This is a genomic window from Endozoicomonas sp. 2B-B, from assembly GCF_053470045.1.
Genome location: NZ_JBLZMU010000001.1, coordinates 2,859,934 through 2,872,662, shown reverse-complemented (window position 1 = coordinate 2,872,662; position 12,729 = coordinate 2,859,934). Strand labels below are relative to the sequence as shown.

The window sequence follows — 12,729 nt, the reverse complement described above, 5'->3', positions numbered from 1 at the left end:
CCCTGCAAAACCGCCATAAGGTAGCATATTCAGGCACAGGCAAAGAACCACTTTTTCGCCGCAAACGGCTCCGAACAGCTGCCACGGTATTAGTCAGACCACAATTAGGGTTAGAATACCTCTATTTCAGGCTGCCAGGAGCCTGTTAAGTCTGTTTAAAAATGAGCGCAGAGTCATGACCGAAAACGATAACGACGATCAGGAAGGCCTTTTCAAAGAAGCCATGATGGACGTGCGGCCATTGAAGAAAACCAACCGCTCTGCCGAGCTCAAAAAACCAGCGACTAAAGTGCCCGACTGTACACTCAGAGCTCGTCGGCAGTCTGCTCAGATGGAAGACAAGCCGGGCGGAGCCGCTCTTTCGGAAGCCTGGGTTGAACCTATAGAACCAGAGCAAAAACTGGTATACAGCAGATCAGGCATTCAACATACCCGTATGCGCCAGTTACGCCAGGGATTACTGCCTATCCAGTATCAACTGGATCTCCACGGTTACAGGATCGAGGAAGCCAGGGAGCTGATTTCAGAATTTCTATTGTTCTGCCGTAATGAAGGCATGCAATGCGTTCGAATTATCCATGGCAAATCACACCGCAGTACCAATCGCCAGAACACCCTGAAAAGTCATGTCAATCACTGGCTGCGACAGCTTCCGGAAGTCCTGGCATTTTGTTCAGCACCCCCTTCAGAAGGCGGGACCGGGTCGCTTCTTGTGCTTTTGAAGAGAAAAGCCTGATAACCCTTCACAAACACCTTCAGCACTCAGCCTCACTAATAGGTTGAGATTTTTTTCAAACAGAGGAAACTTATGCTTCCAGGAGAATGGCAGACTCCTCCTGGTGACGGGATTCCCATTGATCCAGGGCATCAATAGCCAATTGTCTGCCCACAGCCGCGATCTCGTTAAAGCGATGGAATTCGTAGAACTGACAGATGTTTCGAGGCACATTGACCAGGACATCTGGCTGATAGCCCGCCGTTTTATATCGGGAAAGTGACTCCTGCATCACTTCCATGGATTGGTTGGAAATTTCCATCAGGCTCATGGAAGCACTGAGTTCATCCTGAGACTTTTTACTCTCGTTGACACCTACAAACTTATCAATAAGCCCGTCAAAAATGGATTTTTTCTCCTTCTCTCTCTCTTCAGCCCCGTCATTTTTCTGAAAAGGTTTGCCCAACAGATCAACAGCCACCACCATATCGGCCAGAGCGGACCCCGCAGGCGCCATTGGCAAAGGATTAAGCACACCGCCGTCTACCAGCACCTGACCATGTATTTCTACCGGACTGAACAAAGAAGGAATGGCACTGGAAGCACGAATAGCCGTCACCAGATCACCACGCTGAAACCAGATTTCCTTGCGATAAGTCAAGCTGGTAGCCACCGCTGTATAGGGAATCGGCAGATCTTCTATACGACAGTCACCAATAATATCGCGCATGCGTTCAAAAAGACGGTCACCCTTGATGACGCCCGGACGCCCCAAAGAAATATCCAACAAACGGATAATCTCGAACGAATCAAGGGTCTCGGCCCATTGACAGTACTCATTCAGTTTACCCGTAGCCCATAGACCACCGATCAGTGAGCCCATGGAAGAACCGGCTATTGCCGTAATTTTGTACCCTCTGGCCTCCAGCTCCCGAATGACCCCGACATGGGCATAACCCCGGGCACCACCACTGCCCAAGACCAGAGCTACTCTTTTTGTCATTGCTCTTGTGTCCTTTGAATTGCTTGCGTTGGGCAATAGCATGAACCCTGTCAGCCCTCAGGTCTATAGGGTCTGGATACTTTAGTTATCGGTAATGACTGAAGTCAACCAGCGCTCTGTTTCGATCCAGACAGCAGGTTTACTCATACTGTTTTTTTGTTTTTTTCCCGGGAGATGGCAAGGTATTGCGATGAGTATGGTCGAAACTGTCAGGCGAGCCTGCCCGCACTCTGAGCTACACTCAGCCCTGACTAAAGAAAGATGGAAATTTGAGTGCAAATTAAAACAGTGATCTTTCTTATAATCGGGACGCTCTTGATCTCTTTGGCGGTCAGTGGATTTGGTGATAGCCGTTTTCAAGGACGTCTGCTCATCGTCACAAACAGGGCGCTTGACCAGGAGGCTTATCTGATAACAGATTTTGTCTTCTTTGTGCCTGAAGACTCTCTGGCCTTGTTTGAAGAAATGCTGGTCGCTGCAAATGCTACCCATATTGGCAGGGTGCCAATAGACGAAGTTTCATTCAACTGTTATCTACTCAATCGCGATAATATTGAAACCCCATCAACGGAACAAGGAAACTTCTTGTGTATCAGCCCTGAATTGCAACTGGATAGAACTGACAGTGACGAGGGTGACCTGGCTACAAGTAAGGTTTCTGAGGAAGCAGAGAAAAATGGCATGAGCTTCCCATTGCCAGAATGGCCCGCATTAATACCTGAACCCAACTTGCGATTATCAGGGGGAGGCTTTCCATTTGACCCACCACCACCTTCTCCTCCTTTTATGCCGGGCATTCCTGCCAAGGGATTTTTTAATCTGCCCGACTGGCAGTTTGACTACCTGTTAGCTTTGGCCCGGATCAGCCAGTGGCTGAAACAATGGCTTCATAATGGGTATCCCACCACTTCCGGTAAATCCCGACAATTCGTCAGGGCAACAGATTTATCTGCGGCTTTGGATGGAATTAAAAAGGCACACAATAAATCCTTATTCAGCCAGATGCCGTTAGATGCCTCAGAACTGCTTGCACATCTTCAAGGGAAAGGTTTGTCCGGCTATTCGCAGGTACATCAGTCAGAAACAGTTATGTTGTATCCCGTATTTGTACTACCAGAGTCTGCGTCGAACAGCCTTGATGAAGCGCAAGGGGTTGAATATGTTGGAAGAACTTGCAGCATATGTCTGACTAATTTTGAGGAATCTGAGGACGTGGTGAAAACGTCATGTTCGCATTTGTTTCATGTAGACTGTCTGAAACTGTGGTTAACGACAGAAATTGATGAGCGAACAGTTAATTCCTGCCCGGAATGTCGGCATGATCAGGGCGTTTTACATGGTTTTTTGATCCATAAAGAAAACACTGTCAACCAAGAGAGACTAGTCAGCTCTGCTCGTATCGCACTCCAGGAGGTTGCTCAAATTGTAACGGAAATGCAGGCAGGGAGAAGAACCTGGCCTGAAGATGACGAATGTACCTATGCAAGGTTGAGCAGTGCAATACGTAGCAATGATCCGGCCATTACTGAGCAGGCACGAGCACTTAGGCCATTGGTTAATTTTTACTCTGTGCAGCATCTGATGTCACAACTGCGGGCAGGGAGAGGAACCTGGCCTGAAGATGACGAATATATCTATTTAAGGTTGGGTAGTGCAGAACGTCGCAATGATCCGGCTATTGCTTTGCAGGCACAGGCACTCAGGCCATTGGTTAATTTGCACTCTGTGCAGCATCTGGTGTCACAAATGCAGGATGGGAGAGGAACCTGGCCTGAAGATGACGAATATATCTATTTAAGGTTGAGAGGTGCAGAACGCAGCAATGATCCGGCCATTGCTGAGCAGGCACAGGCACTCAGGCCATTGGTTAATTTGTACTCTGTGCAGCATCTGGTGTCAGAAATGCTGGCAGGAAGACGAACCTGGCCTGAAGATAACAAACATATCCATGCAAGGTTGAAAAGTGCAGTACGCAGCAATGATCCAGCCATTGCTGAGCAGGCACAGGTACTCAGGCCATTGGTTAATTTGTACTCTGTGCAGCATCTGGTGTCACAAATGCAGGATGGGAGAGGAAACTGGCCTGAAGATGACAACCCTGTCTATGCAAGGTTGAGAAGTGCAGAACGCAGCAATGATCCTGCCATTGCTGAGCAGGCACAGGCACTCAGGACATTGGTTAATTTGTACTCTGTGCAGCATCTGGTGTCACAAATGCAGGATGGGAGAGGAACCTGGCCTGAAGATGACGACCCTATCTATGCAAGGTTGAGTAGTGCAGAACATAGCAATGATCCTGCCATTGCTGAGCAGGCACAGGCACTCAGGCCATCGGTTAATTTGTACTCTGTGCAGCATCTGGTGACACAAGTGCTGGCAAGGAGAGGAACATGGCCTGAAGATGACAACCCTATCTATGTAAGGTTGAGTAGTGCAGAACGAAACAATGATCCGGCCATTGCTGAGCAGGCACAGACACTCAGGCCATACGTTAGTTTGTTACACCGTGAAGCATCCGGTGTCACAAGTGCAGGCAGGGAGAGGAACCTGACCAGAAGATGACAACCCTATCTATGCAAGATTGACCAGTGCGGAACCTGGTAATGATCCGGTCATTGCTGAGCAGGCACGGGCACTCAGGCCGCTGGTTGATAAATACCGTCGTAAGTCGTCAGGCAATTGATACATATAATTCAAACCGGCACACTAATTCGATTTACACACCTGAAAAAATAAGCTGAGAAAGTGATCAAATCTTCACTCCATTTCGAATACCCGAAACTTTTCCTGAACCGTAATTATTAATGAAAGCAGTAACAACAGAAGCAGAACTCATTTTTTCGCTGGCTGGAATTCAAGTGTCATGGAAATCCACCCCAGTGTCATTTTGTCAGTCAAGTGCTTCCCTGAAGATAGCCATCGCTTCGAGCAACAGACAACTACCTTGGCAAAAGCTGGTGGAGAGCGTTTAAAGCACTTTCAAGTCCGATGGTCACTGGCCTTGTTATCATGGTTTGACGGCTGTTTTTAAATAAGAAGTAATTTGTGGTTTCACGACCAGCTTCATTGTCAACTTAATAGTGAATTCAGCAGCTACTGCCGCTACTTTTACCTTTCGGTCAGGTAATTTCCCACAAGAATTAGCGGCTGCAGCGAGGCTTTTAGAAATATTCACCAAACCTCTGGTGGCGGACCGGAATGTTATGTCAGAGACGCCCTTTGGCATCAAATTCTCTTCAACTTGACAACTCCTTACCTCTCGGACCCGGAATCTTCCTGAGTTACCCTGGGCAATGCCATTAACCTGACAGCCCGAGTTTGTTCTTAAATGGGCAGGCCAGTTTTGACCGCAAAGTTTTTCCAAGATCATACTAACATCCTTGTCATAAGACTTAGCTTCGATACTTTAACAATAGGAATTTGGTTCAGATCTCACAATTAGATCAAAGTATTACTTGTTGCCTCTCCTGATGTGGGCTGGTAGTGCTTTATTTACTGACTGACTAAATATTAAACAGTGAAAACGGGGCGTTAAAAACATTCTCTGTCTGTTGCTTAGAACCTTCTCAGCATAAGAGCTTTTCTAAGTACCTGGCCAGTTGGTTTCGCATATTCTGGCGAGTGGATTTTTTCATCCTTCAAGGCGCAACGACGGGCGCGTAGCCGTAGCTACGCAACCAGAGTTGGAACGCAGAAGGGTGGAAAAAGCCGCCGTCCAGAATATGCGAAACCAACTGGTTAGGTACTTATATGCACAGGGAACTAAATGCATAGACAATGATCTAAAACTATAAGCCATTTGAAAAATCAGAGACAGGAGTATGAGATATGAACGGAACCAGACCACCCGGCACACCACCCGGCACACCACCCAGCACACCAAGTCCGTCAGCACCTTATCAAGAGCCCACCGACAATTGCCCTGTTTGTCTCGAATCCTTTGCCGATAGGGAAGTCAGTGTTCTCGAAGATTGCCGACATATGTTTCACAAAGACTGCGTGGCGAAGTGGCTATCGGCCAATAGTATCTGTCCTGTGTGCAGAACCAGTCTCAGGGCAAGGGAAGCACAACCAGTGCCTGCCATGCCGTTGAGCTTTCAAGTTTTTTCGTCTGCGCAGGCATATGTAGACTTCTCTCAAAATGGGCTGCTGACATCGCGAGGGAATATTGTCGATGACTCAGTCAGAGTTGAATACTTGCCTGCGCCGTTAGATTCAAGCTTCTCTCAACATGGGCTGCTGACATGACGTCCGGCAGGGAATTTAGTCGATGACTCAGTCAGAGTTGAATATACCGCTAATTAAAAGAAATCACTGGTGAATTCCCGTGGTGGAGGCGCTTGGGTTGCTGCTTTCTCGGGATTTCGCAGTTATTCCTGCTTTGACGAATGAATGGGATCGGGCCACTCTTTTTCTATCTGGAAACTGTTGTACCATTAGCCCGACTTGGAGTTAATGGTGCATTTCGCCTTTATCTGTGATGCTTTATTCTAAAAGTTAAAAGTAAAAACGGGGCATTAGAGACATTCGCTGCCTGTTGCTTTCAGAACCTTCTCAGCAAAAGAGCTTTTCTAAGTACCTGGCCAGTTGGTTTCGCATATTCTGGCGAGTGGATTTTTTCATTCTTCAAGGCGCAACGACGGGCACGTAGCCGTAGCTACGCAACCAGAGTTGGAACGCAGAAGGGTGGAAAAAGCCGCCGTCCAGAATATGCGAAACCAACTGGTTAGGTACTTATATGCACAGGGAACTAAATGCATAGACAATGATCTAAAACTATAAGCCATTTGAAAAATCAGAGACAGGAGTATGAGATATGAACGGAACCAGACCACTCGGCACACCACCCAGCACACCAAGTCCGTCAGCACCTTATCAAGAGCCCACCGACAATTGCCCTGTTTGTCTCGAATCCTTTGACGGAAGGGAAGTCAGGGTTCTCGAAGATTGCCACCATATGTTTCACAAAGACTGCGTGGCGAGGTGGCTATCGGCCAATAGTATCTGTCCTTTGTGCAGAACCAGTCTCAGGGGAAGGGAAGTACAACCAGTGCCTGCCATGCCATTGAACTTTCTAGATTTGTTGCTTAATCAGCCAATCGACTACGAGTTCACTCTATCTAGGCAACAGACATTGAGTTGGCCAAGGCATTCAATCAACTCACTCAGAGTTGACGTTCATTACGGCTAATTAAAAGAAAACACTGTGAAATTCCCTTGGGCCACTTGGGTTGCTACTTTCTCAAGTTTTCGCAGTTATTCCTGCTTTGACGAATGAATGGGATCGGGCCACTCTTTTTCTATCTGGAAACTTTTGTACCATTAGCCCGACTTGGAGGTAATGGTGCATTTCGCCTTTATCTGTGATGCTTTATTCTGAAAAACCGCCCTATTCCGGCAAAAGCGGGCTGAGGTAAATCATGCGTCTTGAAAATGTGCGTCTGCATCAACAGGAAGGCCTGTTTGATATCCTTTTTAATCAGGGCATGATCCTGAGCGTTACTCCCGCCGGTACTCAACGCCAGCCTGACACTGATAGCCTTGACGCCGGGGGTAAGCTGGCACTCCCTCCCTTCATTGATCCTCATGTCCATCTGGATACCTGCCTAACGGCAGGTGAACCCGTCTGGAATCGCACTGGCACCCTCTTTGAAGGGATTCAAAACTGGTCTGAGCGCAAGAAAAACCTGACTCACGACGACGTCAGGCAAAGAGCCAGAAAAGCACTTGCCTGGTATGCAGGTCAGGGCGTGCAGCATGTTCGCAGTCATGTTGACACTACCGATCCGGGTCTTACCGCCGTTCATACTCTGCTCGAGGTGAAAGAAGAAGTTAAAGATCTGATTGATATCCAGCTGGTCGCCTTTCCGCAGGAAGGCATCCCATCTTTTCCTAAAGGTGCAGAGCTTCTCGAAGAAGCCATGAAGTTGGGCTGTGATGCCGTCGGTGCTATTCCCCATTTTGAATACACCCGTGAATATGCTCTGGACTCTCTCAATACCGTCTTTGACCTTGCCGAAAAATACGACAGCCTGATCGACATTCACTGCGATGAGATAGACGACGAACAATCCCGATTTGTCGAGACTGTTGCCTGTCTGGCTCTGGAACGCAACATGGGTCAGCGTGTGACTGCCAGTCATACTACTGCCATGCATTCCTATAACAACGCCTATGTCGTGAAGCTGATGCGGCTGTTGAAACGGTCAGGCATACACTTTATCGCCAACCCGGTAACCAACCTGAACCTTCAGGGGCGAATGGATTCTTACCCGAAACGCCGTGGTATTACTCGTATACCAGAACTGCTTGAGGCCGGTGTAAATGCTTGCTTTGGTCAGGACGACATTGTTGACCAATGGTTCCCGATGCAGGGCTGTAATATGCTACAAGTGTTGTTTACAGGTCTGGTGGGCTGTCAAATGACAGGGCTGGATCAGATAAATCAGGGCATCGACCTGATTACCACTAACAGTGCGAAATGCCTGAATATTCACGACCAATACGGGATTGAAGAAGGGAAACCCGGCAACCTGATTGTTTTGGACTCCGAGACCGTCTTTGATGCCATCAGACGTCAGTCAGTGGTAACCCACTCTTTCCGCAACGGCCAGCTGATTGCAGAAACCAGACCCGCAGAGTCGTGCATCAGGGCTAATCACTCGCTGTCTGGCCCTATCGATTATTCTTTCTGCCCTCAATAAGCTTTTTATCTGATAGACACCAGGAGAAGCAGATACTTAGAATCTGCCTGCTGAAAAAATACTTGCCTCCCTCTTGGGGAGGCAATGTTATTCACGGTAGAATAACTGCCTTAAAATTAAAACATAGCCCGGTGCAGTCGCATCCGGGGCAGTCAACCCGCCCTTTTTAATCGTAACCAAACCATGAAAAACAGCGATTTACAGGCTCGCTTCAACGCCATACGCTCCAACAAGATATTTGAACTCTTTGTCGTTAGTATCATCATCTTCTCTGCCCTGGTCATTGGCGCGAAGACTTATAAGCTGCCACCGTACCTTGAAGGCACTATCAGCGTGCTGGATATCGGTATTACACTCTTTTTTCTGGTGGAAATACTAATCCGCTTTTTTGGCGAAGAGAACAAAAAGAATTTCTTCAAGTCCGGCTGGAATCTCTTTGACACCCTGATTGTGATCGTCAGCCTGATCCCGGTCAGCGATACCGAGATGGCTCTTGTGGGTCGATTAATCAGAATTTTCCGGGTACTGCGGATGATATCTGTCATCCCCGAGCTTCGACTGCTACTGAACTCACTGCTGAAAGCTCTGCCACAACTGGGTTATGTCATGTTGCTGATGTTCATCATTTTTTATATCTACGCCGCTGTTGGCAGCACCTTCTTCCTGAATATCAATCCTGAACTCTGGGGTAATATCTCCATCAGTATGCTGACCCTGTTCAGGGTCATGACTTTCGAAGACTGGACCGATGTCATGTACGAAACCATGGCTGTCTACCCACTGAGCTGGGCCTACTATCTCAGTTTTATTTTCTTCACGACCTTCGCCTTTCTGAACATGATCATTGGTATTGTCGTCAACGTTCTGGAGGAAGAGCGTCAAAAGGTGCGCAGTGAAGAAGAAGCTATTAAGAATGAGGGTCAACCCAACCTTGAAGATTTGCAGCAACAGCTGACCGAAATCAAATGCCTCCTGCAAAAGAAAAGCTAATCATCGGGTCTCTGCCAGACTGTTTAGCCTGGCAGGTTGGAGATACTCAGAACAAACGGTTCAAACCATCCAGAGTAGCCACACGGTAGGCTTCGGCCATAGTGGGATAGTTGAATGTGGTGTTCAGGAAGTAGCGGATATTGTTAGCTTCCCCTTTTTGGGACATCACAGCCTGACCGATGTGTACGATCTCCGATGCCTGGTCACCAAAACAATGGATACCCAGCACTTCACCGGTCTCGCGGTGGAACAGGATTTTTAGCATACCCACTGTTTCGCCGGTAATCTGGGCCCGGGCCAGCCTCGAGAAGAAAGCTTTGCCCACTTCATAGGGCACAGCAGCAGCTGTCAACTCTTCTTCGGTTTTACCCAGCGAGCTGATTTCCGGAATGGTATAGATACCGGTCGGTACTTCGTTGACAAAACGCCACTGTCCGATATTTTCCATATTACCAGCAGCGGACCTGCCCTGATCATAAGCAGCACTGGCCAGGCTGGGCCACCCAATCACATCGCCCGCTGCATAGATATGATCAATCTCTGTCTGATAATTCTCATTAACAGACAGCTGTCCGCGGCTGTTCGGCTTCAGACCTATCAGTTCAAGGCCCATATCCTGAGTATTGCCCGTTCTGCCATTGGCCCACAATAGAATATCCGCTTTCAGCTTCTTGCCTGATTTCAGGTGCATCACTACGCCGTCATCCAGCATTTCCACTTTCTGGTATTCTTCATTGTGACGAATAATGACGTTCATTTTCCGCAGCTGGTAGCCCAGAGCATCGGAAATCTCCTTATCCAGAAAAGAGAGCAGACGATCACGGGTATCCACCAGATCCACCAGCACACCCAGACCAGAGAAAATGGAGGCATACTCGGAACCGATAACACCCGCTCCATAAATGATCATCCGGCGTGGAGTAGTGGTTAGCTGAAGAATAGAATCACTGTCGTGAATCCGTGGATGACGGAAGTTAACATCTGCAGGCTGGTAAGGACGGGAGCCGGTGGCAATCAGAATATTGGACCCGTGAAGTTTTTCGACATGGCCATTATCCTGCTGAACCTCAATAGTATGCTCGTCAACAAAGGAGGCATGGCCAAAATAAAGATCAATCCGGTTTCGGGCATAATATAAGGTGCGGGACTGCACCTGCTTCTGAATGACGCGTTCAGCCGTTTTCAAAACCTTGGGAAAACTGAACCAGCGGGGCTCACCAATTTCACGGAACATGGGATTGGTATTGAAGTCCATGATCTGTTTGACTGAGTGCCGCAGAGACTTGGAAGGTATGGTACCCAGATGGGTACAGTTACCACCTACAAAGGCATTCTGCTCAACGACTGCAACCTTCTTGCCCAGCTTGACAGCATTCATTGCCGCCCCTTCGCCCGACGGCCCGGAACCCAGCACAACCAGATCGTAGTGACTTACACCCATCCTTTAACCCCTCAAAGCGATCCGGGCAGCATTGCATCAGGTCATGAACTCTGTGCCCAGAGGTTCATGACACTGCAAGGCTCCCATATTTTTATTAATTTTCTCAGAGGCTGCCCACAAACTTTAAGGGAACAGCCTCTTAACCTTCAATACAGAAACAATCGGTCATCCGTATTGGGAAACTCCGGTTTTTTCCGGATATTGCTCGCACTCTTCCTGCAGAGCAGAAAGCCCGTTCAGAGAGCAAATCAACTCTTCTTAACAGTCTTTTCGGCAGTCGCATCGTAAAACAGATGCTCCATATCCCTATGCTGACCTTCAGAGAAAGGATCGTTCTTGTCCCCGCCGCCACAGATCATGCAGCCATCCTTCAGGCCAAGGGTGCTCAAACCACCACAGGACCCCTTGATCGGCTTGTTGGCAACAATTACACCAATGGCCATCAGGGCCATCAGTAGCAAAAAGATTCCAAATGTAATCAGCATCAGTGTCATGATATTGCCCTCCTGAGAAGAGGCCCGTAGCTAAAGAAAACACTCTTATTTATCTAGCACCGCTCGGGCACTGTTAATTTTATATGACAGTTTTTCACTGCAATAAGTGCTCTGTCGTTTGCAATGGCAGCCAGGGTTATCGGCCTGGTCATCACTCAATTCTGTTCTGGCAGAAAGGGTTTGAATGCATCACTGCTGACCGCTTCAAAACCCTTTTCAGTATGATAGGTGAAGTAGGCTGAGATTCCCTCCCTGTTGGCCAGCTTCAGACCTTCTTTATCACCTAAAACCATAAACAGGGTGGCCAGTGCATCAGCCTCAGCAGCATTATCCTCAATCACAGCCACTTCGGCCAGACGCCCCATTTCAGGATGGCCGGTTCGGGGATTGATCGTATGGGAATACTTCTGGCCATCCACTTCAAAATAATTCAGGTAGTCGCCCGATGTCGCCATGGCCCTGTTTTCCAGCTCAACAATCAGGGCCGGATTACTGCCGATCATAGCTGGACCACGGATACCCAACTTCCAGAGAGAGCCATCCGGTTTAGGGTCACCGACTATGACCTCACCACCAATCTCAACCAGATAACTGTTGATGCCTTCTGACTTGAGCAGATAAGCCACTTTGTCGACACCATAACCTTTGGCAATGGAGCTGAGATCCACAAAGACGTCTTTGGTTCGGGTCAGCTCATCGTTTCGGGTATCTGCGATAACCGCCTGATAACCCACTTTAGCCTGAGCTGCAGCAATCTCTTCATCAGAAGGCAGTTCAGCCGGATAATTATTGATCATCCATTCTATGTATTCCGGAGCTTTTTTATCACCGGAACCGGACGATTCTTCTTTACTTTGTGAGGCTTGCCTGCTGGCATCGGAAGGGCCAAAACCCCACAGATTTACCAGAGGACCCACAGTCACATCGTAGGCACCATCCGACATGCGGGAAACCACCAGACTTCTCTCGACAAGATCCACCAGCTCATCGGAAGCCTTGAATGGCTTCCCGATTTCGGCGCGGTTGAATTGCATCAACTCGGAGTCTTCACGGTAGGTAGACATGCTGTCGTTGATCTCTTCCAGCAGCCTATCCACCTGCTTTTTAACACTCCCTGTCGAATGGGAAAAAGGCGTTGAAACGTAAGTAATACTGTAGGTAGTGCCCATGGTCTCACCCTTTATATGCTTCAGGGTAGGACGCAAAGACAGAGCATAAAAGCCAGCAGCCAGAAGAATTAAGCCGATCAACAGTGACCACTTATAGGATTTGGACAACAACCTGTTCTCTCCCGTAGACACTGGAAATGCCGTTCTGACACCTCCAGAATTCGTTCAAGGGGACGCAGTGTACCACCGGGAGTGTTGCATCGTCATCCGTAC

11 protein-coding genes are annotated in these 12,729 nt (G+C 48.2%); 6 read left to right on the top strand and 5 right to left on the bottom strand.

Features of this window, described 5'->3' with window-relative positions:
• Positions 1–175 precede the first annotated feature (175 nt).
• A complete protein-coding gene (locus ACOMHB_RS11435) occupies positions 176–736 on the top strand; it encodes a Smr/MutS family protein (protein ID WP_422133390.1) in 561 nt (186 codons plus the stop codon).
• A gap of 70 nt (positions 737–806) precedes the next feature.
• On the opposite strand, the gene ACOMHB_RS11430 is transcribed toward ACOMHB_RS11435, so the two are convergent.
• Positions 807–1,718, bottom strand: coding sequence for a patatin-like phospholipase family protein (locus tag ACOMHB_RS11430; protein ID WP_448216700.1), 912 nt, complete (start codon positions 1,716–1,718; stop codon positions 807–809).
• A 273-nt stretch (positions 1,719–1,991) separates the two neighbouring features.
• Here ACOMHB_RS11430 and ACOMHB_RS11425 point away from each other — a divergent pair, with 273 nt between their 5' ends.
• On the top strand, positions 1,992–4,280 hold the full coding sequence (locus ACOMHB_RS11425) for an RING finger protein (protein ID WP_448216699.1): 2,289 nt from the start codon (positions 1,992–1,994) through the stop codon (positions 4,278–4,280).
• Between the two features lie 445 nt (positions 4,281–4,725).
• On the opposite strand, the gene ACOMHB_RS11420 is transcribed toward ACOMHB_RS11425, so the two are convergent.
• Entirely contained in the window at positions 4,726–4,893 is a 168-nt protein-coding gene (locus tag ACOMHB_RS11420; protein ID WP_422442386.1) for a hypothetical protein, read from the bottom strand.
• Positions 4,894–5,546: 653 nt separating this feature from the next.
• Between ACOMHB_RS11420 and ACOMHB_RS11415 the strand changes: the two genes are divergently transcribed.
• From ACOMHB_RS11415 to ACOMHB_RS11400, 4 genes are all read left to right on the top strand, one after another.
• On the top strand, positions 5,547–5,966 hold the full coding sequence (locus ACOMHB_RS11415; RefSeq protein ID WP_448216698.1) for an RING finger domain-containing protein: 420 nt from the start codon (positions 5,547–5,549) through the stop codon (positions 5,964–5,966).
• 568 nt (positions 5,967–6,534) lie between these two features.
• The gene (locus ACOMHB_RS11410) at positions 6,535–6,909 is read left to right on the top strand and encodes an RING finger domain-containing protein (RefSeq protein WP_448216697.1); all 375 of its coding nucleotides are present in this window, start codon (positions 6,535–6,537) and stop codon (positions 6,907–6,909) included.
• A gap of 229 nt (positions 6,910–7,138) precedes the next feature.
• Positions 7,139–8,422: a cytosine deaminase gene (codA, locus tag ACOMHB_RS11405; protein ID WP_448216696.1), complete on the top strand. Its 1,284-nt coding sequence runs from the start codon at positions 7,139–7,141 to the stop codon at positions 8,420–8,422.
• A 183-nt stretch (positions 8,423–8,605) separates the two neighbouring features.
• Positions 8,606–9,412: an ion transporter gene (locus tag ACOMHB_RS11400; protein ID WP_448216695.1), complete on the top strand. Its 807-nt coding sequence runs from the start codon at positions 8,606–8,608 to the stop codon at positions 9,410–9,412.
• Between the two features lie 46 nt (positions 9,413–9,458).
• Here the strand turns inward: ACOMHB_RS11400 and sthA are convergent, their stop codons facing one another.
• The 3 genes from sthA to ACOMHB_RS11385 form a co-directional block, all read right to left on the bottom strand.
• Positions 9,459–10,853 carry a Si-specific NAD(P)(+) transhydrogenase gene (gene sthA / locus ACOMHB_RS11395; protein WP_422133383.1) on the bottom strand — a complete coding sequence of 465 codons (1,395 nt, stop codon included), beginning with the start codon at positions 10,851–10,853 and terminating at the stop codon, positions 9,459–9,461.
• 248 nt (positions 10,854–11,101) lie between these two features.
• Positions 11,102–11,347 (bottom strand): (Na+)-NQR maturation NqrM, encoded by a 246-nt coding sequence (nqrM, locus tag ACOMHB_RS11390; RefSeq protein WP_422133382.1) that lies wholly within the window; start codon positions 11,345–11,347, stop codon positions 11,102–11,104.
• 155 nt (positions 11,348–11,502) lie between these two features.
• Positions 11,503–12,624 carry an FAD:protein FMN transferase gene (locus tag ACOMHB_RS11385; RefSeq protein ID WP_422133381.1) on the bottom strand — a complete coding sequence of 374 codons (1,122 nt, stop codon included), beginning with the start codon at positions 12,622–12,624 and terminating at the stop codon, positions 11,503–11,505.
• Positions 12,625–12,729 lie beyond the last annotated feature (105 nt).

What these genes read in the sequence shown, in the direction of transcription:
- ACOMHB_RS11435 (WP_422133390.1), top strand. Translation starts at nt 176, where the DNA reads ATGACCGAAAACGATAACGACGATCAGGAAGGCCTTTTCAAAGAAGCC.
- ACOMHB_RS11430 (WP_448216700.1), bottom strand. Translation starts at nt 1,718, where the DNA reads ATGACAAAAAGAGTAGCTCTGGTCTTGGGCAGTGGTGGTGCCCGGGGT.
- ACOMHB_RS11415 (WP_448216698.1), top strand. Translation starts at nt 5,547, where the DNA reads ATGAACGGAACCAGACCACCCGGCACACCACCCGGCACACCACCCAGC.
- ACOMHB_RS11410 (WP_448216697.1), top strand. Translation starts at nt 6,535, where the DNA reads ATGAACGGAACCAGACCACTCGGCACACCACCCAGCACACCAAGTCCG.
- codA (WP_448216696.1), top strand. Translation starts at nt 7,139, where the DNA reads ATGCGTCTTGAAAATGTGCGTCTGCATCAACAGGAAGGCCTGTTTGAT.
- ACOMHB_RS11400 (WP_448216695.1), top strand. Translation starts at nt 8,606, where the DNA reads ATGAAAAACAGCGATTTACAGGCTCGCTTCAACGCCATACGCTCCAAC.
- sthA (WP_422133383.1), bottom strand. Translation starts at nt 10,853, where the DNA reads ATGGGTGTAAGTCACTACGATCTGGTTGTGCTGGGTTCCGGGCCGTCG.
- nqrM (WP_422133382.1), bottom strand. Translation starts at nt 11,347, where the DNA reads ATGACACTGATGCTGATTACATTTGGAATCTTTTTGCTACTGATGGCC.